The organism is Methanosarcina sediminis (genome assembly GCF_052056915.1).
In the GTDB taxonomy this organism is placed as follows: domain Archaea; phylum Halobacteriota; class Methanosarcinia; order Methanosarcinales; family Methanosarcinaceae; genus MTP4.
Genome location: NZ_CP195119.1, coordinates 1595850 through 1616746, shown reverse-complemented (window position 1 = coordinate 1616746; position 20897 = coordinate 1595850). Strand labels below are relative to the sequence as shown.

Below are 20897 nucleotides of genomic sequence, written 5' to 3'. Positions count from 1 at the left end.
AAGTTCTTGAAGACATTCTTTTTCAAGATATTTTGAAACAGCTCTTTTTCAGAGGTTTAATATCATGGAAGCTACGGAAAAAAATAATCTGGAAGCTCAATCCGGAACTGTGAATGGGTCTGATGCACCTTCCCGGGGAAAAGGGAGAATCCTTATTTTTGCCTGTTCAGGGCTTTCGAATACGGGAAAGCTCACTATGCAGGCTGCCAGCACCCTTGCTTTCAGGAGACCTAACGTGTACAGAGCTGCGGTTGCACATAAGGGAGCTGATGCTGCCGAAGATGCGCTCTCTGAGGGTTTCAGGGTCCTTGCCCTGGACGGCTGCGAGGACCGTTGCGCAACGAAAAAGCTCGAGGAAGCAGGTTTACAGGCCGATTGTTCTCTGATGGTCACGGAACTCGGGATTGAAAAAACCAGGCCTTCGGATATAAAAAACGAATATGTTGAAAAAATTATCAGGGCAATCCGGGAACTGTGAATGCCTTTTCTCCCTTGTGGTCTTAAAAATGAGTGGGGAATAAAAAGCTTGTGAAAAGCTTGTAGACTTCTTTTCCCGCTTTTTTTCAGCTTCCTCTTCTGAGGATTGCTGTCAGTTCGTCGGCATTCGGCATCCTTTCTTCGATCTTTGCACAAACAGCTTCGATGTCATATTCGAGGCGCATGAGTTCGACTTCTCCTGTTTCGGTATCAAAGACCGCACAGCCCGCCCGGGTGTCCCCGTCTCTTGGCTGGCCCACGGAGCCCGGGTTGATTATGGTTAGGTCCCCGAGTCTTCGGTTAAGGGGGATGTGGGAGTGCCCGATTATGAGGATGTCGGCATCTACCGGCTCCATCGGTTCTGCAAGCATTGCCTGGATATCTTCGTCCGGGGTTTCGGGTTTTATGTACTCGTAAATGGAACGGGGGCTGGCATGTGTTAAAAAGAGCTTCTTCCCGTCGATCTCTTCCTTGAGGACGAGAGGGAGCTTTTGCAGGTACTCCATCTGGCTCTCGTCAAGGACTTCCCATGTGTATTCCCTGGTCGCAATGGAGAGGTGCTTGTACTTGTAGCCGCACTGACAGTCCATCTTGAAGGCAACGGCGTTGTCGTGGTTGCCCCGGATTGTGGGGATTTTTTCTTTCCGGAGGAGGTCAATGCATTTGTCAGGGTCAGGCCCGTAGTCCACGATGTCCCCGAGGCAGATTACGCGGTCGTGGGGGACTTTGAGGACGGTCTGCAGGGCTTCGTAGTTGGCATGGATGTCTGCGATTAAAAGGAGTTTCATATTTTTTATCTCCTCTCTAATGATATATTCTGTTTTCTATTTAGTTAACAGTTTAATCTTATATATTTTCATAGCCCTGCGGGTAATGGATGTGAAAGGTTTGAATAAAGAGAAATATTAGATGTTTGGTTATCGGGGGCCTGATTATTAGAGACTTCAGGTGTGGAAAAATCAGATTGGAAAGTCAGATTGGAAAGTCAGATTGGAAAGTCAGATTGGAAAGTCAGATTGGAAAGTCAGATTGGAAAATCAGATTGGAAAAAAGTAAGTGGGGGCAATGGGGTATTTTTATATGTTGATTCCCCTCACTCCCACTCCCACAACCAGCAGCTTTGTTTCCATCGGGGGATGGGTCCAGCCGTCGGGGGACATTGTCTTTTTCTCAACGGAGATTTCAACCTGTTTTCCGCTCAGGCCGCAGTCTTTCATGTAGTCCGTGACCAGTTTTTTCCCGAGTTCGGTTGCGGTATCCAGGGCTTCGACGTACCTTTCGAACTTCAGGCGGCCCGTGGGGGAGAAGACCAGAAAGTTTCTGTCAGGTTCCGTGAGGCTTTTGGGCCGGATCAGGATTTCCACTCTTTTGATGCCCTTTCCGACAAGAGCTCCTACGGCGTTTCCTACCTCGGCGTGTTTTGGGACCAGGATGTCGGCGTCCACGACCCCTTTCATTTCTTCCCGAAACGCCCGGACCGGGCCTCCGAGCAGGACTACGGGGATGTCCAGTTTGAACTGGGCGGGAAAGCCTCCGTCAAGGATCTTTTCCACGGAATTTTTCGGAACTCCTTCAAGGATATATGAGAGCAGGTGAAGTGTCATATTCCGTGCGACCCTGTGCTTTACTGCGCTGCAGAACTCGTGTGGGGTCATGCGCATGAGGCGTGCAAGGCGTTCGGCCCCTACCCGGGAAGCTTCTTCGTTCCAGTCCGTGTAGTCTCCAAGCACGTGCATGGCATCTGTAGGGGTAAAGGCGATTGCCTGGACAAGCCTCTTCTGGATGAGGGAGTCGAAGACCTGGGGCATAGGGTCTTTTTTGATCAGGAGGGCGATTTCCGGAACGGATGAGGGTTCGCTTCCTATTGCGTCCAGGATTTCGGCTTCGGCTTTACTGAGTTCGCCTGCAGGGTAGCCCGAGCGCACGAAAAACTTTGTGGGCTGGATGTTCTCGCAGAGGTCTTCTCTGGGGGGGATGGGCGTCCTTTTGAGGGTATTCAGGAATTCCGGATATTGCACCGCTGCCACACAGAGGGGCACAACCCTTCTCGGGCCAATAGAAAGTTCCCTGTTGCATGTCCAGACGTGGCTGTCCCCCCCCGTGGCTGTGGTCTCCATGCGGATTGCCCTGACCCGGGTCTTCCAGCCACCCACAACCGCTCCTTCATCGCTCAGGTCCGGGACGCCGGAGCAAATCGAGGAGATGTCCGTGCTTGTCCCGCCCACGTCCACCACGGCGCAGTTTTCAAGCCCTGAGAGGTAGGAGGCCCCGACAAGGCTTGCCGCAGGCCCGGAAAAGATGGTCTCGATGGGCTTCTGCAGGGCGTCCCTTATCCCCAGCACCGAGCCGTCACACTTGAGCATCAGGAGTCTTGCGTTAATTCCTCTGGCTTTGATGTCCGTTATAATGGACTGCACGAACTGCCGGGTTATGGGGATTAGCTGGGCGTTCAGGAAAGCAGTCACAGCTCTTTCGTAAGCCCCCAGTTCCTGGGAGAGCTCGTGCCCGCAGACCGCAGGAAGGCCTGTTAGCTCGAGGACCCGGTCCCTGGCTCTCAGTTCATGTTCGGGGTTCCGGGTGCTGAAGTAAGAAGAGATGGCAAACGCTGAGACCTTATCTTTTACCTGCAGGGCAAATTTCTCGATTGCGCTGAGGTCCAGGGGAGACACTTCTTCTCCGTTATGGTTGTGCCCGCCGCCGGCGAAAAGTACGTGCTTTGTCGGAAGTTCCTTTTCAAGGGGGTGGTCCCCGATGAGAATCAGGGCTACCGGAAAACCGGTCCCTTCGAGAATGGTGTTAGTTGAAAGGGTTGTTGAAACCGAAACCAGTTTTACGTGTTCAAGGTACTCCGGTTTCAGGCTATCAATTACGTTTTTTATGCCGGTCAGGAGGTCGGGATAGGTGGTGAGTGCCTTATTGGAATCGACAATCTCGCCGTCAGAATCCCTTATAAGCACCGCATCGGTGTAGGTGCCTCCTGCGTCAATGCCCAGGCTGTACTGCATATTAAACTCCTTTTTGACTCTGTTTTTATTTGAATACTTGCTGCATATTGGTTGTGTAAAGTTTTGTGATAATAAAGTTTTATGGTAGTTTAGGTATCTCGAAAAATAAATAAAAGTAACGGATCCGGGTTCTCACTGTGAACTATAAAATCGGCATCATGAGCCCTGTAAGGCTGATCCGGGTGTATTGCCTGGTGAATAAGCCTGGTGAATAAGCCTGGTGAATAAGCCGAATAAAAGCGGGGAATATGCCCTGTGAATTAGCCATGTGAGTAAGCCGAATGAACACGGTGAGTACTCTCTTTGAATAAGCCGGGTGAATGAGGTCAGAGATGGTCCGAACTAAGTGTGAAAAAGAGAGTTCAGAAAATAAAAGTCCGAATTCATCCCTGAAACTATCTGTATAACATGTTTTTTCATCGATTCTTCGATTTATGGGGTTTTATGCTTCAGGATGATCTCAATAAAATCTTGTGTTTCTCTTTTTACATCCTCACTGCATACTATTGCAGAAATTGCAACCAGGCTGTCAGCCCCGCTTTCGATTACATTTCCGCAGTTCTCTTTGTTTATTCCGCCGATAGCAACCACCGGGATTTTTATTGCATTTTTAACTTCCCTTATCCTATCAGGGCCAATTCCCTTTCCTGCATCTTTTTTAGTTGAAGTATCGAATATAGGGCCAAGTCCGACATAATCAGCACCTTTTTTTTCTGCTTCAATTGCCTCACCCCTGTTATGGACGGTAAGGCCAATTATCTTCTCGGCACCAAGAAGTTTTCTTGCAATATCAATTGGCATATCGTCCTGGCCTATATGCACCCCATCGGCGCCAGCCGCTAAAGCAACATCAATTCTGTCATTGACCAGAAATATCGCATTATCTCTGCATATTTTCTTGATTTCGGATGCCTCGTTGATCATTTCTTTTGTGTTTTTGTTCTTCTCCCGGTACTGGATAATCTTACAGCCTGATTCAACTGCATCCCCTACATCGGCTAAAGTGCCTTTCCTTGAGAGTTCGGAATCCGTCACAAGATAAAAGTCAATCTCGTCTAACAGGAATTTTTTCTGGTTCATAAATTTCATCTTTATCAAAGATTAAAATTCTCCGGATACTTTTAACCCGGGATTAACATTCTTCAAAATTCATCTTATTTTTTACGGTTTCATCTGAGAGGTTGAATGCCTCATCATACAAATTCACCTTGAAACTTCCCGGACCGTTTGATTTTTCGGCTGCAAGTTCTCCTGCAACTCCAAAGTAGCACAGAGCATCCCTGGACGCGTCACAATAATCAGGATTTACTGCCGCAAATGAAGCAATTATTGATGCTGCTATGCATCCGGTCCCGACAATTGACCCCATTAACTCATGCCCGTTCTTTACAATAAACGTCTTTTCCCCATTACTTATTATGTCTGCTTTTCCTGTCATCACAACGGTGCATGATTTTGATTTTGCAAGTCCTTTTGCAACCTGTCCGGGGTCAGCGTCTATTGAAGTTGCTTCAACTCCTTTTGTTGCGGCGTTTTCGCCTGCCAGTTTTGCGATTTCGGAATAGTTGCCTTTGATAACATCAATCTGAACGGAATCAAGGATTTTCGCAGCCATGTCATCCCTGAACTTCGTAGCCCCGACCCCTACGGCATCGAGTACTACCGGGATTCCCTTCTCATTTGCAGCAGTAGCGGAGAGAAGCATAGAATCTATAATTTCAACTGTCAGGGTCCCGATATTAAGCACAAGAGCGGATGAGATCTTTGTCATGTCAGCACATTCTTCGGGAGCATGAGCCATTACAGGAAGGGCACCGATCGCTCTTGTCATATTTGCGCAGTCGTAAATGGTTACCCAGTTAGTGATATGATGTATCAGGGGTTTTGTTTCCCTTATTGTTTTTAGCGGGTCTTTCATGATATTCCTCGATAAACGTTTTAAGCGCTTCTTAGTCTGTAATCCGGCCAGGGTGCCAGATCCCACAGCATGTTGTTCCTGAAAGAAAATTCTAAAAAGCATTCATCCATTGCAATTGGAATAAATGGTTCCGATTTACCATCTTCAACATCGCCGTATAATACTTATAATCTAAGCGTAAAACCCGGGTCTTTATTTCCGGGAGCTAAGCGTCACTTAACCCTGCTAACGTATGTAACTTTCTGCTGTTTCTCTACTAATGTTTTCGATGGCACATCAGAAATATCCCTTACTCTAAGTGTGTTTACTTTGATTTTTGGGTCACTTTCAACAGATGTCTTTTCAAGGGAAGTCGGAACATCTGAGGGAAGTACGTTCATAATTAACCTTCTGGGGCCTCAGGTTAAAATTAAAATTTAACTTTGAGGTCAAATAGGGGTTAAAATTAGAATTTAATTTGAGGTCAAGTAGAGGTTAAAATTAGAATTTAATTTGAGGTCAAGTAGAGGTTAAAATTAGAATTTAATTTGAGGTCAAGTAGAGGTTAAAATTAGAATTTAACTTTGAGGTCAAGTAGGGGTTAAAATTAGGGCTTAATTGGGGGGTCAAAGTGACCCCCGAAAACCCGGATTATGGGAGGTCTGGCTAAAAGAGGCCTGGCCAATGAGATGTCAGGCCAATAAGAGCTCAGGCCGGGATTTTACTTGCTTTTTTGAATTTTTGTTTCCCGGCATGTTTTCCACCATCTCTGTTTTTCCAGTTTCCTCCTTGTTTCCGGCCTTCTCCCTGTTTTCCACCATCTCTGTTTTTCCAGTTTCCTCTCGGCCTATCATTTTTCCTGTTCTTTCCCTGGGCAATGTCCACAAAGGGTTTTCTTCCCTTTTTCCTGTTTTTAAACATGCCCAGCAAGATTTCGGCCTGGGCGAATGGGACGGATACGAAGGAAAAGTGGGGGAAGATCTCGATATCTCCTATTTTCATATCTTCTTCCCCGGCTTCGGTCTTTATGAAATCGCAGAGCTTGGTCGGAGTCATGCCGTCGGCTTTGCCCATGGCTATGAAAAGCCGGGTTTTTCCTGTTTTGTCGACATAGGAATTGCCGTTGATTTCCGAATAATTGCTCTCGTCGAAGGCGTCCTTGAAAGTGTATTTCAAAAGGGAAGCCAGGACCATTTCTTCTGGATATTCTTCCAGAAGGGTTTTGCTCATCTCAAGGAAGTCCTCGTGTCCACCTTCTTTTATGATGGCTTCGAGGTCGTTTTTCACCCTTGCTTTCCTGGCTTTTATAACGTCTTCTATTTCGGGGAGCATACCTTTTTTTATCTGGGATTTCGCACTCTTTTTTATGTAAGTCAGTCTGCGGTATTCCTTAGATGTTACAAAGGTAACTGCAGTTCCCTGTTTTCCTGCCCTGCCAGTTCTTCCGATCCTGTGCACGTAGGACTCCGGGTCCTGGGGAAGAGTATAGTTAATTACATGGGTCAGGTCCATGATGTCGATTCCCCTTGCTGCAACGTCGGTTGCCACCAGGATGTTGAGCTTCTGTTTCCTGAACTGGTTCAGGATCTTTTCTCTTTCCTGCTGGCTCATGTCCCCGTTAAGGGCATCGGCGGCATAGCCTCTGTCCCCTAGTTTCTGGGCAATCTGAGTGGTGTCGTTTTTTGTCCGGCAAAAGACCAGTCCGTAGAACTCTTCTTCGATATCGATGATCCTGCAGAGAGCTTCGAACTTATCGCCTTCCCTGACTTCAAAATAGATCTGCTCGGTCAGGTCCGTGACAGTTTCCATGTTACTTACGGAAACATGCTCGTAGTTTTGCATGTACTTCCGCGCAATGCCGAGGATCGGTTTAGGCATTGTTGCGGAAAAGAAGAGCATCCTTTTTTCAGGCCCTGAAGCCTTCAGGATTTCCTTCACATCATCGATGAAACCCATGTTCAGCATCTCATCGGCTTCGTCCAGAACGAAGTATGAAATGTTGTCAAGTTTCAGGCTCTTTCGCTGGATGTGGTCAATGACCCTTCCGGGGGTTCCCACAACGATGTCCACTCCGCTCTTCAGCATCCGGAGCTGCCGGCTCATGGACTGTCCCCCGTAGATCGGTATGATCTGCAGGTCCTTTTCTCCTTTAAGGGAGTTGAGTTCTTCCGAGACCTGGATTGCCAGTTCTCGGGTAGGGGTCAGGATTATTGCCTGGACCTTTCCTGATTTTTCTGGAATTTTTTCAATAATGGGGGCCCCGAATGCTGCTGTTTTACCGGTCCCTGTCTGGGCCTGCCCGATAATGTCACATTCTCCTCCCAGGAAGAGAGGGATAATTTTTTCCTGAATAGGGGTTGGTTCTTCAAAACCTTTCTTTTGCAGGGCTTTCAATGTGCTTTTCGAAAGTCCAAGTTCCTTAAATTTTGCTAATTTTTCCATGTACTCACTCTAAGTTGACAGTATTTTTTATTCCGAATTTGATAGCGATTCCGCTTTCAAATATGCTGGTTCCGAATTTTGCCGGTTATGACATCTTTTGAAGCATACCCTGCAGTCTAACTTACGACAGGTCTTTCCCGTAACAGTTAGAACCACCTGTTCCATAGGACAGGTTCTCACAGGCTCTTTTCCGATTTCCACTTGCCCCAATCAAAACCAGGCATGAAATCCAGCTGAAGGTTCCAGGCATGAATACCTGATGAAGCAGCCGTATAAACATCTAATATCAACGGCCCGGTGAATAGTGATTAAAACCAGGAAAGTTCAGTAGCAGTATTAACAAAACTTAAACAGCAAAAATATGAGTTTTTTGGATAAGTTCCGGCTATTACTTTTGACTTTTCCCCTGGATGCAGACAGGTACGGGGGTAACCTGTATTCGAATATAAGCTATCTCCTACAGGAGTTACCTGTATATAATTGTTCTCCATCCCTGCCCGGGTACCGGTCACGGCTTTTTTGTCCGAATATCCGTGAACAGGAAATCCAGGGTCAATGGGCAGTAAATTCTCTTTCTGAAGACCCGATTTGTCCGTATAGAAGAGTCCGGTGCAAAAAATCTTAAAACCCTGCTGCGGGTCCCCCTCTGCAGAATCTGATGCGAATAATCCCCTGTCCCCGGGTACCTTCGGGATATCAGGTACCTTTGAGTGTTAGTCTGTTTTTAATTCACTTATCGAATACATGAGCAGGAACACAATTGCCGCAATAAATGCCCCTTCTAATTCCGGTATATAATTATTCGAGATCATTGCTAAGAGGGTAAAAACAAAACTGAGTATAACTAATGTATAGTTATTCATATATCAAAATAGTCTTATCAATATAAATTCTTTTTCGTATGTCTTCTGGATTCTAACTCTTAAGATCGTTTTTTTCGATATATCATTCTGGTGGAAAACCTTCTATTGTATCTGTTTTTTTTGGATTGGAATTTTGTCTTTTAATTCCTGGGGGGTTGTGAAAATATATGAATTAAATGAATTTATAAAAGTTCTATTGTGGTTTAATCGTATATCTCACTTCCCCCATATGGCTTTTCAATTTTCACAATTTCTCAAGATATTTCTCAAGATATCGTTTTTTCTGAAAACTATCCTGGTTATTCAAATGTTTGTTTTTGAAATTTTAGGCTTTGTGCCTTAATTGAAAGCTTCCGACTTCTATTTGCCGAAGTTCAGTTGAGATAATAATTGAGGATTTTCGAGCAATTATCCAAAAACGGTAGCAATAAAAATATTATTCTCTAGAGGATATCTGCGGAAATTCGGGTATATTAAAAAAAGTTCCGGCATTGCTGCCGGAAAAATATTGTTTTTATATATGGAGTGTAAAACCCCCGGACCTTTAGCTCAAGGGTAGTTCACTCGTTTACGCATACTTTCTTGTGCATTACGTGCTGGTGTAGTGCATTAAGTGCTGGGATATTCACACGCCCGGGCATTTATGCGCTTGCGTAGTCTCCCGTGCCGAGGAAGACCAGTTTTGTTTCCATGGGGGTCTGCCAGCCGGCCGGAAGTATGTCTTTTTTGTTGATGTCGATCTGGATCTTTTCCGGGTCCATGCCCGAGTCAGCCATGTAGTCCAGGATAAGCTGTTCTCCGAGCCTGTGTGCGTGGTCGAGGGCGTCGTTGTAGAGCTCGAACCTTTCCCTGCCTTTTTCGGAGAATACAAAGAATTCCATGTCAGGAGCTGCCATGGAAACCGGGCGGATCAGGATCTCAGCCCTGCGTACTCCTTTTGCGGCGAGGGCTCCGACGGCGTTTCCTACATCTGAGTATTCCGGGACCACGATTTCGGCATCAATGATTTTGTTCAGTTCGTCCAGGTAGGCGGAAACAGGGCCTCCTATCAGGACCACAGGCATTTCAACCTTGAATTTGGTTGGGGAATCGATGTCGAAGATCTTTCTGATCTCGGTTTTCTCGACGCCTTCCAGGAAGAAGGAGATCAGTTCCGAAGCCATGTTTTTGGCAAATTCTCTCTTAATGTGCAGGGCAAATTCTTCCTTGCTCATCTCGGACAGGGCTCCGAGCATTTCCGCACCGATTTCGGAAGCTTCCGTTTCCCACTGGGAATAGTCCCCGAGCACGTGCAGGGCGTCGGTGGGGGTAAAGCCTATTGCCTGGATAAGGCGTTTCTGGATCAGGGAGTCCAGGATATAGGATGCAGGGTATTTCTTGCCCAGGCGGGTGTACATCTCGGTAATTGATGTGGGGGTCTCGCTGATCACGTCCAGGAGTTGCTTTTCCCCTTTGCTGATCTCGATGGGTTTGTACCCTGTCCTGATGTAGAACTTGGTGGGCTGGACGTTGACCCCCAGGATCCCTTTAGAGGGTATCGGGTTTGTCTTAAGCTGTTGCAGGAAGCCCGGGTAAAGCACCGCAGCCCTGCAGAGAGGGATTACCCGGCGGGGACCGATTGTGATCTTTCTCTCTTTGACCCAGACGTGGCTGTCTCCACCCATTGCCGAGGTCTCCATCTTAATTGCCCTGACCCTGGTCTTCCAGCCGCCAACGGCTGCTCCTTCTTCGCTCATCTCGGGGATTCCGTTTTTGATCAGGGAGATGTCCGTACTTGTGCCTCCCACATCGATCATGGCGCAGGTCTTGTTCCCGCTAAGGAAAGCGGCTCCTACAAGGCTGCCTGCAGGGCCTGAAAAGATGGATTCGATGGGTTTTTCGAGGGCTTTTTTGATTCCGACGACGGACCCGTCACACTTGAGCATGAGGACTTTTGCGTCCATGCCGCGGTTTTCTATCTCCTTTCCCACGGTCTGCATGAATTTCTCGGAGATCGGGATCAGCTGCGCATTGAAGAAGGCGGTCACAGCTCTTTCAAAAGCCCCAAGGTCCTGGGAAAGTTCGTGGGCGCAGACCACGGGGAGGCCCGTCAGTTCGAGGATGGATTTCTTTACAGCAACTTCATGTTCGGGGTTTCGAATGCTGAAGTAGGATGAGACTGCAAAAGCTGAGACCCTGTCTTTTACATTCAGGGCAAACTCCTTTACGGCTTCCAGGTCAAGGGGCTCGGCTTCTTTCCCGTTGTACCCGTGCCCTCCTTTTACCTGGGCATAATGGGGGGTCGGAAGTTCCTGGTTGATGTCATAGTTCCCGACAAGGACCAGCCCCACGGGAAAACCGGTCCCTTCAAGGATGGTGTTGGTGGAAAGGGTTGTGGAAACAGATACCACCTTTACGTTCCTGACATACTCTTCATCCAGCCCGTCAATTGCATTTTTGATCCCTTCGAGCGGGTCCGGATAAGTCGTAAGCGCTTTACTTGCGGCGACAACGGTGTCGTCATTGTTATTCACGATAACGGCGTCGGTATAGGTACCTCCTGCATCGATGCCAAGGCTGTAGTGCATGAGTGATAGCTCCTTTTTTGTTTTTTATTGTTCTCGTGTCTTGTGTGCTGAATAGGATATGTAAAGAAAGTTAATACTCCCCTCCTTACATATACTTTTCTAATTTATTTTGTCACTGTTAACTTTCAAAAATCGCTATCAATCGCTCACTAATTTTAGTTTTGAAAGAACTTCCATTTATATATTTTTCCCTCGGGGGTCGTATGGCTTTTGCAGGTCTGTCCTGCTAACAGCTACCTCCGGTCAGGAGCTGAATTATGCTAGCAGGTATTTTATGCAGGGGTATGTCGCATCAGCAGTTTTCTCCCAGTATTTTTTTCACACCAGCAGGTATCTTGTTGCATAAACAGGCATGCTGCAATTTCGCGCAGTCTGATGTTATCCGGATAAATTGTATGAAAAAAGGCGATACTGAAAAGGGCCGCAAATTCCGGTTGCAGGATTCCGGTTTAAAATCTTGAAATGGTTGGTAGTAGCCCGGGTTTTTTCCTCAACTACCTGGTTTTTTGGATGAGATAACAACTCAATCAGGAATTAAAATTCGGTTCCGATTTTCAAACCCCGCCTGCTGCTGCGGGGATTTCTTGCTGCGACTTAAGTTAAAAAACAGGTTTTACAGACTCTTAAGTGCCGGATGTCCTCAACACCAGCCATTGCTTTCCATGCTTCTTTTCTAAGCTTCCTTTGTGTTTTTACTCTTTTTTTCTTCTGAGGACCTCTTTCCTGGCTTTCTTATAACATTCCTCAACCAGTTCCGGACTGCCCTTTATATTAATTATCTCGAACCCGTACAGGTCCGCAAATTCCCGGACTTTTGCCTCAAACTCCCGTTCATAGTAAAGTCCGGTGTCTATTTGTGCAACTTTTCTGTATCCCGAAATGTCAAAGATCATTTTTGTCATTTCCACGTTTTCGGGCTCTGGTGTGACCCTGGAAGCTATCAGCATTTCTTTCCAGTAAACCGCCCCCACAGGAGTCAGGAAATAAGTGCCTGCCCCGTTGGATGCCAGTTTTGAAAGAAAACCTTCCCTGCCTCCGAGCACTGCGCCTATGCAGTCGTCTACCATCGACCCCTCCCTGTCCTTCAGGATGAAGACCGGGCATTCCGATGCTGCGAAGTCCTTTTCAATGCTACCTAGCACGTTTCCGCAGAGCCCGTAAAAGAGCAGGATCCCGTCGGAATATTCCTGCATCTCTGCAATGGTCTCGTAGACCTTTTCCCGGAGCTTCTCAGGCACCCCATCCAGGGCAAATTCCAGCAGCATCACGATGAGTGTGAATCCACTGCTGTTTTTTCTTTCGGACAACCTGGGGATTTTTTCCAGGGGCAGGCTCTTGTGAGGAACCCCTATCTCTTCCAGTTTCCGGATTACTCCGACGTTGTTTTCATTTTCGACAACGATAACTTCTTCGAGTTCGGGCCCTTTTTCAATAAGGTGCACTACCTCATCCTCAAAAATCCGGCACCCGATTATGGTCATTACTGGCATGGAACGTCTTCCCCCGGCAGGTAACTGAGGCTACGAATCGGTGGATTCAGGAATTTCCGGATCTGTCCTCCGGATATCCGTTGCTCAGTTTTGCCTCCCCAATTTTTCCAGATCAGCTATTCCCAATATATACTCTAATTTATATATCAGTTCTTATCTCCTTCTTTCCTCTCTCCCATTTCTTTCTATCTTTCCTCTGTTTCATTCTTACTTTCCAAATGTATATATCCATCTTTTTCATAGTTGTGCAGCGTTTGCACTTTGAGTTTGCACTTTGAGTTTGAGTTACCTATAATTGGGGCAATTTTTGATGAAAACGGTGTATGAAGTAAGAAGTGCTACCTTTGCTGATCTGTACAAAATTATGGCTCTGTATCGGGAAGTAGCACTGAATTCCGGTGGGATTGCAAGGGAAGCCGATGAAATCACCGAAGGGTACGTCCGGAATTTCCTGGAAAAAAGCCTTGTTTCAGGTGTCCTCCTGGTGGCTGATAATCCCTCGGATCCCAAAGAACTCATTGCGGAAGTCCATGCCTATACTCCCGGAAGCAAGGTATTTGCCCACGTTTTCAGCGACCTGACTATTGTCGTCCGCCCTGGCTTTCAGGGCAGAGGGATTGGGAAGTTGCTCTTTGGCACCCTGATGGGGGATATCGAAAAAAAGCATCCCGAAATCCTGAGAGTTGAGCTGATTACCAGGGAGAGCAATGAAAAAGCTATCGGGTTTTACGAAAGCTTCGGTTTCAAAGTTGAAGGAAGGATGGAAAAAAGGATTCATGGGACAACAGGGCGGCTGGAAGCAGACATCCCCATGGGCTGGATCAGGCCTGGCCAGACATGGCTTTGAGCGGGCAGCAGGCTTGAGAGGGCCGGGAAAATATACCTAATTTCTTATTTTCGGAGTCTCATCTTTCTGTTTTACTCATTCAATGGCTTTCGGTTTGCAGACCATGGCCCCAGGCTTACAGACTTTGTGGCAGGCCCCGTCGCCCACGCATCTACCCTCATTGACAGGCACGGCAACTGTTTTCCCGTCAATCTCCTGAAGTTCATATACTCCCTCGGAGCACACGCGGACGCATTTCCCGCAGCCTGTACACTTTTCGGCGTCCACGTATTCAATGAATGCGGGAATCCATTCACTGCCGTCTTTCCGGATGCCTGTCAGGTATTTTTTGTTCTGGTCTATCCCGCTGCAGCAGGAACAGGTTGGGATTGAAAGCGTTTTCATGTCAGTCATCTCTGGATGAATAACCATAATACACCATTGGAAAATCATTGGAAATACTGTTTTTGCTGTGTTGCGTCCTCATTGTTGAAGAACTATCCTTATATCAATTCTTCTTCATATCAATTATTTTTGATTTCAGGCTCATAGTTTTAAGATATGATTCTCCCAATATTTATTACGGTTTTTTCGAGAAATTCAATGGTTGAAGGAGGATAAGATATGGAAGATGAAAAGGAAGCAGTGCCGGATGACGAAAATTCTGATAAAAGTGCCGAAACCGATGAAGAAGACCTTCTGTACACGCATAAGCCGGAATCTCAGGACAGCAGTATGCGCTGGAACAGCACTTTGTGCCGAAAGCCGGGGCGTTGAAATTCATGCGTGTTGCTTGAGCCTGAACGTTTTCATGATAACTCAACATCAAGAAATCAACATTCAATAATTTTGCTTCAAATTGAAACGGGTTCAATGTAAATTTTGAGTAATATATTTTGTCTAAATCGGAGGATAATATTATGTCATTTCTGAATGAAATGTTGCCTGAAACAGAGGAAGCTTTTGGACAGATGAGAGGTTCCATATTCAAAGACGGTTTCCTTGACCTCAAAACAAAAGAACTAATCGCCATTTCTTCCTCGGTGCTCATGCGCTGCCAGTTCTGCGTTGACGTGCACTCCCAGCGGGCTGTTGCTGCAGGGGCTACAAAGGGAGAGATCGCCGAAGCCATTTCAGTTGCCATGTTTGTGGCTGCCGGGTCTCAGATCGGGTGGACGAACATATATGGGGAAAACGTATATGACAAAATCTTTGAAAAGGATAAGGAAGAAGAGGACTGCTGCTGTTGCTGTGATGACTGAAACCTTTCTGTCCCCTAACTTCATTTTTCCCCTAATTTCATTTCTACTTTATTCCGGGTTATTAGCTGGTTCTATTGTCTGCCAGGTTTTTTTTCCGGTTTTTTGCCCTGCACTTGTTTCACAATCTTCAAAACGCTCTTGAATTCGGGGTTAAGCCTGTAAAACCGCCATTTTGAGCTGTTATAGGGTTCAATGAGCCCGCAGTTTTTCATGATCGTAAGGTGGTGTGAGACCAGGTTCTGCCTCTCGTTCAATTTAAAAATAAGTTCGCAGACGCAGTGGTCCCTCCGGGAAAGAAAGTAGGCAATTTTCAACCTTATCGGATGCCCAAGTGCGCTGAATACCTCGCTCCCTTTCCTTATGTCGTTTTCAAGGAAATCTATTTCTTCGAGCATTTTTTCTTCCCATTCTTTTTTCATTTCGGGGTCCGCGGGGCAGCAGTAGTTCATAAGTAAAAAAAGTTAAGCTTACTAAATAAGGATTTTTACTTCACTATGGGGAAACATGCCTCTTGAAAAATTAAAACGGGAGGTAAATTTCCCTGTTTTTAGACTTCATCGAATACGATCTCGATGCTTCCTGCTTTTTTTGCGAGGGATTTTGCCACGAACCCGCTTTCCAGCTTGCAGAGGTTGAGCACCGCACAGGGCACCAGGCAGTTTGAGGAGCACTGGGCCTCTTTTGCCTTATTCATCACGTAATTGTCCTTGATGTCCATTGTTTCCATCATGGGAATTTCCATGTGGGAAAATTTCTGTATTTTTTCGCAGGGGGTTTCGATGTCCACAATAATTTTGCTGCCTTTCATGTTTCCACGGATTTTGTGGACAAAACCGCAGAGTGTGGAATTAACGGTAATTTCTGTCAAATGGTCACCTTGGAATGTTTTTTTGTTTAGCAAACTTTTTTTGAAATCTTTTTCTTCAGTGTTTTTAGTTTCTTGCTGGTTCTATTTCTTTTTTATTATTTTTCTCCACATTTAATCATTTTTCTGACCGTTCCAACGTTCTTTTTTCTAAATCAAAACCTGAATTTTTCCCTGTTCCTGTCCATTATCTTCACCAGGGAGAGCATCACGGGCACTTCCACAAGCACCCCCACGACCGTGGCAAGCGCAGCTCCGGATTCCATCCCGAAAAGGATCAGGGCTACTGCCACTGCCAGCTCAAAAAAGTTGCTGGCGCCGATGAAAGTGGAGGGGGCAGCTTCCATATAGGGAATTTTCAGAAACTTTGCCCCTTCATAGCCAATAAAGAAAATCAGGTAGGTCTGCAGGACAAGGGGGATTGCAATCAACAGTATGTGCAGGGGGTAATTTATGATGTTTTCTCCCTGGAAGACAAAGATCAGGACGAGGGTTACCAGGAGCCCCGCCGGGGTTACCCATTCCAGCTTTCTTATCAGGTGGTTTTCAAACCAGGTAATGCCTTTTTTCCTGATTACAAATTGCCGTGTAAGCACTGCAAGCCCCAGGGGAATTGCCACGTAAAAGAGGACCGAAACAAAGATGGTCATCAGAGGCACGGGAAAGTCCGTTGTCACGCCCAGGAGGAACTTTCCCAGGGGCGCAAAGAGAACCAGGATGATCAGGTCATTTACGGAGACCTGGATCAGGGCATAGTTGATGTTTGCCCGGGCAAGATAGGTCCAAACCAGCACCATTGCCGTGCATGGGGCAAGGCCCAGCAGGATCATGCCGGCAATGTACTGGGCCTGGAGGTCGTCAGGGATCAGGTTCGAAAAGAATACACGCATAAAAAGCCAGGCAACAAAAGCCATCGTAAAAGGCTTGATTGCCCAGTTTACGACAAGGGTGAGGGCAAGAGGCTTGAGCTTTGTTTCAACGCTCAGGATTTCTTCAAAATTGATTTTCAGCATGATGGGATACATCATGATCAGGAGCACGATTGCTACCGGGATTGAAACGTTTGCAATCTCAATCCTCCCCAGGGCATCCGCAAACCCCGGAAATGCATAACCTACGGCAGTCCCGAGGATAATGCAGATTGCAACCCAGACCGAGAGGTATTTGCTGAAAAAGTCAAGCTCCCTTTCTTCCTGCTCTTCCGGCATTATACGGCCTCCGGTCCGGATCCTTTCTCGGCGGGGATCAGAAGGACAGGTTTTGTGGTTTTCCTGAGCACGTTTTCTGCAGTGCTCCCGAGCAGGAGTTCCCTTATTCCCCCTTTTCCACGAGCAGTCAGCATTATAAGGGTGACTTCTTCTATTTCGGCGAGCCTGTTGATCTCTTCCGAGGGGACTCCCTCCACTACCCGGTACCGGATATCAATACCTGTGAGATGTTCCCCTATCTTTTTCAGTTCTTCCAGGGCTCTTTCTATTTGCTCGTCCAGCAGGTCCAGGTCTTCGATATCGTCTATTACGTGTATCAGGACGGCTTCCCTGGTGATTCCGGAGAACCCGGAAAGTTGCTCTACTGCTCTCAGGGCTTCTTTTGAAAAGTCCAGGGGGACGAGCACCCGGAAAAAGGTTGCCTTGCAGGCTTTTTCATAGACTTCCTTACCTTCTTTAAGAGCATCATACTTTTCAACGAGGAGCATCCGCTTTGATTTTCGGGCAATGTATTCGGTGGTCCTGCCAAGAAGTCTCCCTTTTATAATTCCTCTCGTGGTCGCCCCCATCACTATGCAGTCAACACCCTCTTTTTCGGCAAGCTCCACAATCGTCGTTTTGATGTCCCCTACCACAACGAAGGTTTCGGCTTCAAGTTCAAGTTCCCGGACAAAGTCTGCATATTCCTCGATCTTTTCCCGGGCGTTTCGCTCGAACATCGGGGCAAGCCCCTGATCCCGCAGGATATCAACCACATGGAGCAGGATCACTTTCTTCAACCCGGCGTTTTTCAGTTCCCCTATGCAGCCCAGCAAATCTTCGGTTTCTATGGTAAAATCCGTTGGCACAAGTACTGAATTTATAATCTGCGCTCTGCAACCCCCCTTTGTCAGGTCATTTTATAGACCTTTTTTTTACAGACCTTCTTTTTCAGCACCGATTTTTCTGACCCCAATTCATAATTATGCTATGCTAATTTATGTTGTTATTGTTGATATCATGATGCAATAAAGTAATAAAAGAATAATTGTCCTAAAAGAACAGGTTTTCTAAAGGAACAAGCGCTTCAAAAAAGCGTTCTAAAAATTGCTTTATAAGTCATCGAACGTTATCTCGATGCTTCCTGCTTTTTTTGCCAGGGATTTTGCAATAAATTCGCTTTCCAGTTTGCAAACGTTAATTATCGCACAGGGTACAAGGCAGTTTGCGCCGCAGTTTGCTTCCTGGGCTTTTTCCATTACGTAATTGTCTTTTATTTTCATAATTTCCATCATCGGGACTTCCAGGTGGGAGATTTTTTTTACGTTTTTGCAGGGGGTTTCGATGTCGATGATGATTTTGTCTCCTTTGAGTTCCCCTTTTATTTTATGGACATGCCCGCATATTCTGGAATTTACCGTTGCTTCTGTCAAATGGTCACCTTCGTGTTTTTCGAAATGAAAATGGTTTAAGGGTTTTTACTTCATGATTGGTTGTACCTTATCATCGGTTCTTTTCTTTAAAGGAATTATTGCTCTCAATTTATTGCTCTCAATTAAGCTTTTAAGAATGGGAATCAAAATTGCCTGTATAAGCTATTGAAAGGGTTTTACCTTAAAATCCCGGAAAATCCAGGGTGGTATGCATATAATCAGTTCTAAAAGCAGGTCCCGTCTGAATAAAAGTTCCAGGAAAACACTGAAAGCGATAAACCAGAGTATTCCTGTCCTGCTGGGAGTAGTCTCGGCTATCAGCCTCCTGAATGCTGCGGTCCCTGAGGGCGCTTATTCGAAAATATTTTCCGGCAACATCTTCCTCGACCCTCTGCTGGGAGGTATAATCGGAAGTATTGCAGCAGGAAACCCTATCACCAGTTATGTCGTAGGGGGGGAGCTTCTCAGTGAAGGCGTTTCTCTTGTCGCGGTAACGGCATTTTTACTGAGCTGGGTTACCGTAGGGTTTATCCACCTTCCGGCCGAGATCGACCTGCTAGGGAAAAAATTTGCCCTGACAAGGAATTTGATCTGCTTTATCGTTTCAATTCCCCTGGCCATACTTGTGGTAGTAACCATGGAGATTATTGGGGCTTTATTTTGAGATGATGGTTGGGAAGATGTGATTCACCTGGAAGACTATGATTTGCCTGGAAGCCTTTGATATTTTTGGAGATCTTATGTTGAAAGAGGCTGTGGAGAAAGAAGAGCTTGTAGAGAAAGGGGTCGTAAAATGAAACAGTACTACTTTCTGGCCCTGATGGCTGCAGTCTACACTGCGGTATATTTTACGGTTCCCCAATTGTTCCGGGAAGCTCTGGAGGGGACTTACTCGATCCTTTTGCAAGTGATCCCTATTCTTATTCTGGTTTTCATTTTCCTCTTCCTTTTCGAACTTTTCGTGAAGCCCGAAAAGGTAAAAAAGAATCTGGGAGAGCATGCGGGAATAAAAGGCTGGTTTTTTTCAATCGGAACAGGAATCCTTAGCTCAGGTCCCATATATGTGTGGTACCCTCTTCTTTCGGACCTCCGGAAAAGTGGAATGAGGACGTCTTTTATCAGCACTTTTCTCTATTCCCGTGCCGTAAAACTTCCGCTTCTGCCTGTGATGGTTCACTATTTTGGCATAACCTATACCGCCGTGCTTGCTACCTATATGCTGGGGACATCGGTAGTCGTGGGATATCTCACGGAGTTGTTTGTTAACGGCAGGAAGGGATAATTTTCCCCGGCATCGGATAAATCCTGCTGTTATAAGAGCCCTAAATTTTGCTTCCTCTTGCTTCCTCTTGCTTCTCTTTGTTTTCCTTTCCTTTCTTCTTCTTCTTCTTCTTTCTTCATTTTTTTTCTTTTTTTATATGTTGTAACCTTTAATTTCCTATTTTTGTGATTAGTTGCTAATACTAGTAAAATAGATATGTGTTATAAATAATTAAAACATAATTGCAAATTATTTTGTATGAATCTTTTTATTTAATGTATGAATTATGTCCCCTGTCCCTGTACACATCATATTTTCCAGGGCAGCATATGGATGGCAGAATGTTCAGGCCAGCGGCCAAATTGTACATAGTCAGGAAGGAGAAGACAGGAATGAATATTGACGAGATTGACTGGAATGAGGTCTGGAAAAACCTCTATGAGCAGAACCTTTCCAGAAGAGGGAAAGGGGAGTGCGCATCAATATGGGAATCCCGGGAGCGTGCCCTTGAATTCCTTGAGCGTTCAAACAAAAACCCTCAAAGAGTTGCCAGGGTCTTTGCCGATCTGGGAGCAGGTCCTGCTTCCAGGATTCTTGATGTCGGAGCAGGCCCGGGAACCCTTGCAGTACCCCTTGCCGCCCGCTGTGCCCACGTGACTGCTGTGGAACCTGCTGCAGGCATGGTTGAGGTCATGAAGGAGTTCGCCTTCAAAGAAGGGGTTGAGAACCTGGAGGTCGTTGCAAAACGGTGGGAAGACGTTGATCCCTCAGAACTTTCCGGGCTTTATGACGTCGTATTTGCTTCCTACTCCCTCGGGATGCCGGACATCCGTGCCGCCGTGGAAAAGATGTGTAAGCTGGCAACAAAGCGCGTTTGTCTCTACTGGTTTTTGGGAAGTTCTCCCTGGGAACAGTGGATGATTGACCTCTGGCCAGCCCTGCACGGTCAGGAGTACCGCTCCGGTCCAAAGGCTGATGTACTTTTCCATGTCCTCTATGACATGGGTATCTACCCGAACATGGAGACCCTGCAGCTTCCGCATACCCGTGTATTCCACGACCTTGATGCGGCTGTCGAGGACTTCAAACAAGAATACCGTGTTGAGACAGCTGACCAGGAAAAAATACTCAGGGAATACCTTTCCTCCGTCCTGCAAGAAGAAGGAGGTGAAATGGTCCTTTCAGGAAATTCAAAGCGAGTGAAGCTCTGGTGGGAGGTGGACCAGGGTGCATAATTTCAGTTTTTGGCTATGAAAGAATACTTCATCAATTCCCGTGGCACATATCACGAACCATGCAGACATATTTTTTAAGCTGTAGTT

Annotated in this window: 21 protein-coding genes; 7 read left to right on the top strand and 14 right to left on the bottom strand. The window is 46.3% G+C overall.

Annotated elements, in window-relative coordinates; all coding sequences use genetic code 11:
- Nucleotides 1–64: 64 nt before the first annotated feature.
- Entirely contained in the window at nucleotides 65–478 is a 414-nt protein-coding gene (locus ACSAZK_RS06730; protein WP_440956597.1) for a putative zinc-binding protein, read from the top strand.
- An 85-nt stretch (nucleotides 479–563) separates the two neighbouring features.
- Here the strand turns inward: ACSAZK_RS06730 and ACSAZK_RS06725 are convergent, their stop codons facing one another.
- The 8 genes from ACSAZK_RS06725 to ACSAZK_RS06690 all read right to left on the bottom strand — a co-directional run bounded on the left by ACSAZK_RS06725 (nucleotide 564) and on the right by ACSAZK_RS06690 (nucleotide 12741).
- Complete coding sequence (locus ACSAZK_RS06725) at nucleotides 564–1265, bottom strand: metallophosphoesterase family protein (RefSeq protein WP_440956596.1); 702 nt, start codon at nucleotides 1263–1265, stop codon at nucleotides 564–566.
- A gap of 288 nt (nucleotides 1266–1553) precedes the next feature.
- Nucleotides 1554–3482 (bottom strand): hydantoinase/oxoprolinase family protein, encoded by a 1929-nt coding sequence (locus ACSAZK_RS06720; RefSeq protein ID WP_440956595.1) that lies wholly within the window; start codon nucleotides 3480–3482, stop codon nucleotides 1554–1556.
- 432 nt (nucleotides 3483–3914) lie between these two features.
- On the bottom strand, nucleotides 3915–4571 hold the full coding sequence (gene thiE, locus ACSAZK_RS06715; RefSeq protein WP_440957118.1) for a thiamine phosphate synthase: 657 nt from the start codon (nucleotides 4569–4571) through the stop codon (nucleotides 3915–3917).
- 43 nt (nucleotides 4572–4614) lie between these two features.
- A complete protein-coding gene (gene thiM / locus ACSAZK_RS06710) occupies nucleotides 4615–5400 on the bottom strand; it encodes a hydroxyethylthiazole kinase (RefSeq protein WP_440956594.1) in 786 nt (261 codons plus the stop codon).
- Between the two features lie 212 nt (nucleotides 5401–5612).
- Nucleotides 5613–5780 carry a hypothetical protein gene (locus tag ACSAZK_RS06705; protein WP_156153661.1) on the bottom strand — a complete coding sequence of 56 codons (168 nt, stop codon included), beginning with the start codon at nucleotides 5778–5780 and terminating at the stop codon, nucleotides 5613–5615.
- 307 nt (nucleotides 5781–6087) lie between these two features.
- Nucleotides 6088–7821: a DEAD/DEAH box helicase gene (locus tag ACSAZK_RS06700; protein ID WP_440956593.1), complete on the bottom strand. Its 1734-nt coding sequence runs from the start codon at nucleotides 7819–7821 to the stop codon at nucleotides 6088–6090.
- Nucleotides 7822–9325: 1504 nt separating this feature from the next.
- A complete protein-coding gene (locus ACSAZK_RS06695; protein WP_440956592.1) occupies nucleotides 9326–11251 on the bottom strand; it encodes a hydantoinase/oxoprolinase N-terminal domain-containing protein in 1926 nt (641 codons plus the stop codon).
- A 692-nt stretch (nucleotides 11252–11943) separates the two neighbouring features.
- A complete protein-coding gene (locus ACSAZK_RS06690; protein WP_440956591.1) occupies nucleotides 11944–12741 on the bottom strand; it encodes a DUF1638 domain-containing protein in 798 nt (265 codons plus the stop codon).
- Between the two features lie 310 nt (nucleotides 12742–13051).
- Here ACSAZK_RS06690 and ACSAZK_RS06685 point away from each other — a divergent pair, with 310 nt between their 5' ends.
- Nucleotides 13052–13588 (top strand): N-acetyltransferase family protein, encoded by a 537-nt coding sequence (locus ACSAZK_RS06685; protein WP_440956590.1) that lies wholly within the window; start codon nucleotides 13052–13054, stop codon nucleotides 13586–13588.
- Nucleotides 13589–13663: 75 nt separating this feature from the next.
- Here ACSAZK_RS06685 and ACSAZK_RS06680 read toward each other — a convergent pair whose 3' ends face one another.
- Entirely contained in the window at nucleotides 13664–13999 is a 336-nt protein-coding gene (locus tag ACSAZK_RS06680; RefSeq protein WP_440956589.1) for a 4Fe-4S binding protein, read from the bottom strand.
- A 192-nt stretch (nucleotides 14000–14191) separates the two neighbouring features.
- On the opposite strand from ACSAZK_RS06680, the gene ACSAZK_RS06675 reads away from it, so the two are divergent.
- Together ACSAZK_RS06675 and ACSAZK_RS06670 are read left to right on the top strand one after the other, a co-directional pair.
- The gene (locus ACSAZK_RS06675) at nucleotides 14192–14344 is read left to right on the top strand and encodes a hypothetical protein (protein ID WP_440956588.1); all 153 of its coding nucleotides are present in this window, start codon (nucleotides 14192–14194) and stop codon (nucleotides 14342–14344) included.
- A 143-nt stretch (nucleotides 14345–14487) separates the two neighbouring features.
- On the top strand, nucleotides 14488–14829 hold the full coding sequence (locus ACSAZK_RS06670; RefSeq protein WP_440956587.1) for a carboxymuconolactone decarboxylase family protein: 342 nt from the start codon (nucleotides 14488–14490) through the stop codon (nucleotides 14827–14829).
- Between the two features lie 71 nt (nucleotides 14830–14900).
- On the opposite strand, the gene ACSAZK_RS06665 is transcribed toward ACSAZK_RS06670, so the two are convergent.
- The 5 genes from ACSAZK_RS06665 to ACSAZK_RS06645 all read right to left on the bottom strand — a co-directional run bounded on the left by ACSAZK_RS06665 (nucleotide 14901) and on the right by ACSAZK_RS06645 (nucleotide 18314).
- A complete protein-coding gene (locus ACSAZK_RS06665) occupies nucleotides 14901–15278 on the bottom strand; it encodes an ArsR/SmtB family transcription factor (protein ID WP_440956586.1) in 378 nt (125 codons plus the stop codon).
- 98 nt (nucleotides 15279–15376) lie between these two features.
- A complete protein-coding gene (locus ACSAZK_RS06660; RefSeq protein WP_440956585.1) occupies nucleotides 15377–15697 on the bottom strand; it encodes a DUF6951 family protein in 321 nt (106 codons plus the stop codon).
- Between the two features lie 152 nt (nucleotides 15698–15849).
- Entirely contained in the window at nucleotides 15850–16902 is a 1053-nt protein-coding gene (gene arsB, locus ACSAZK_RS06655) for an ACR3 family arsenite efflux transporter (RefSeq protein WP_440956584.1), read from the bottom strand.
- Entirely contained in the window at nucleotides 16902–17750 is an 849-nt protein-coding gene (locus tag ACSAZK_RS06650) for a universal stress protein (RefSeq protein ID WP_440956583.1), read from the bottom strand. Before ACSAZK_RS06650 ends, arsB begins: the two co-directional genes overlap by 1 nt.
- A gap of 243 nt (nucleotides 17751–17993) precedes the next feature.
- Entirely contained in the window at nucleotides 17994–18314 is a 321-nt protein-coding gene (locus ACSAZK_RS06645; RefSeq protein WP_048177822.1) for a DUF6951 family protein, read from the bottom strand.
- A 208-nt stretch (nucleotides 18315–18522) separates the two neighbouring features.
- On the opposite strand from ACSAZK_RS06645, the gene ACSAZK_RS06640 reads away from it, so the two are divergent.
- The 3 genes from ACSAZK_RS06640 (at nucleotide 18523) to ACSAZK_RS06630 (ending at nucleotide 20810) form a co-directional block, all read left to right on the top strand.
- Nucleotides 18523–18978, top strand: coding sequence for a hypothetical protein (locus ACSAZK_RS06640; RefSeq protein ID WP_440956582.1), 456 nt, complete (start codon nucleotides 18523–18525; stop codon nucleotides 18976–18978).
- Between the two features lie 129 nt (nucleotides 18979–19107).
- Nucleotides 19108–19596 (top strand): hypothetical protein, encoded by a 489-nt coding sequence (locus ACSAZK_RS06635; RefSeq protein WP_440956581.1) that lies wholly within the window; start codon nucleotides 19108–19110, stop codon nucleotides 19594–19596.
- 371 nt (nucleotides 19597–19967) lie between these two features.
- Nucleotides 19968–20810 carry a class I SAM-dependent methyltransferase gene (locus tag ACSAZK_RS06630; RefSeq protein WP_440956580.1) on the top strand — a complete coding sequence of 281 codons (843 nt, stop codon included), beginning with the start codon at nucleotides 19968–19970 and terminating at the stop codon, nucleotides 20808–20810.
- Nucleotides 20811–20897 lie beyond the last annotated feature (87 nt).

Excerpts from the sequence above, each read along its gene's own strand:
- ACSAZK_RS06730 (WP_440956597.1), top strand. The coding sequence starts at position 65 with ATGGAAGCTACGGAAAAAAATAATCTGGAAGCTCAATCCGGAACTGTG.
- ACSAZK_RS06725 (WP_440956596.1), bottom strand. The coding sequence starts at position 1,265 with ATGAAACTCCTTTTAATCGCAGACATCCATGCCAACTACGAAGCCCTG.
- ACSAZK_RS06720 (WP_440956595.1), bottom strand. The coding sequence starts at position 3,482 with ATGCAGTACAGCCTGGGCATTGACGCAGGAGGCACCTACACCGATGCG.
- thiE (WP_440957118.1), bottom strand. The coding sequence starts at position 4,571 with ATGAAATTTATGAACCAGAAAAAATTCCTGTTAGACGAGATTGACTTT.
- thiM (WP_440956594.1), bottom strand. The coding sequence starts at position 5,400 with ATGAAAGACCCGCTAAAAACAATAAGGGAAACAAAACCCCTGATACAT.
- ACSAZK_RS06705 (WP_156153661.1), bottom strand. The coding sequence starts at position 5,780 with ATGAACGTACTTCCCTCAGATGTTCCGACTTCCCTTGAAAAGACATCT.
- ACSAZK_RS06700 (WP_440956593.1), bottom strand. The coding sequence starts at position 7,821 with ATGGAAAAATTAGCAAAATTTAAGGAACTTGGACTTTCGAAAAGCACA.
- ACSAZK_RS06695 (WP_440956592.1), bottom strand. The coding sequence starts at position 11,251 with ATGCACTACAGCCTTGGCATCGATGCAGGAGGTACCTATACCGACGCC.
- ACSAZK_RS06690 (WP_440956591.1), bottom strand. The coding sequence starts at position 12,741 with ATGCCAGTAATGACCATAATCGGGTGCCGGATTTTTGAGGATGAGGTA.
- ACSAZK_RS06685 (WP_440956590.1), top strand. The coding sequence starts at position 13,052 with ATGAAAACGGTGTATGAAGTAAGAAGTGCTACCTTTGCTGATCTGTAC.
- ACSAZK_RS06680 (WP_440956589.1), bottom strand. The coding sequence starts at position 13,999 with ATGGTTATTCATCCAGAGATGACTGACATGAAAACGCTTTCAATCCCA.
- ACSAZK_RS06675 (WP_440956588.1), top strand. The coding sequence starts at position 14,192 with ATGGAAGATGAAAAGGAAGCAGTGCCGGATGACGAAAATTCTGATAAA.
- ACSAZK_RS06670 (WP_440956587.1), top strand. The coding sequence starts at position 14,488 with ATGTCATTTCTGAATGAAATGTTGCCTGAAACAGAGGAAGCTTTTGGA.
- ACSAZK_RS06665 (WP_440956586.1), bottom strand. The coding sequence starts at position 15,278 with ATGAACTACTGCTGCCCCGCGGACCCCGAAATGAAAAAAGAATGGGAA.
- arsB (WP_440956584.1), bottom strand. The coding sequence starts at position 16,902 with ATGCCGGAAGAGCAGGAAGAAAGGGAGCTTGACTTTTTCAGCAAATAC.
- ACSAZK_RS06640 (WP_440956582.1), top strand. The coding sequence starts at position 18,523 with ATGCATATAATCAGTTCTAAAAGCAGGTCCCGTCTGAATAAAAGTTCC.
- ACSAZK_RS06635 (WP_440956581.1), top strand. The coding sequence starts at position 19,108 with ATGAAACAGTACTACTTTCTGGCCCTGATGGCTGCAGTCTACACTGCG.
- ACSAZK_RS06630 (WP_440956580.1), top strand. The coding sequence starts at position 19,968 with ATGAATATTGACGAGATTGACTGGAATGAGGTCTGGAAAAACCTCTAT.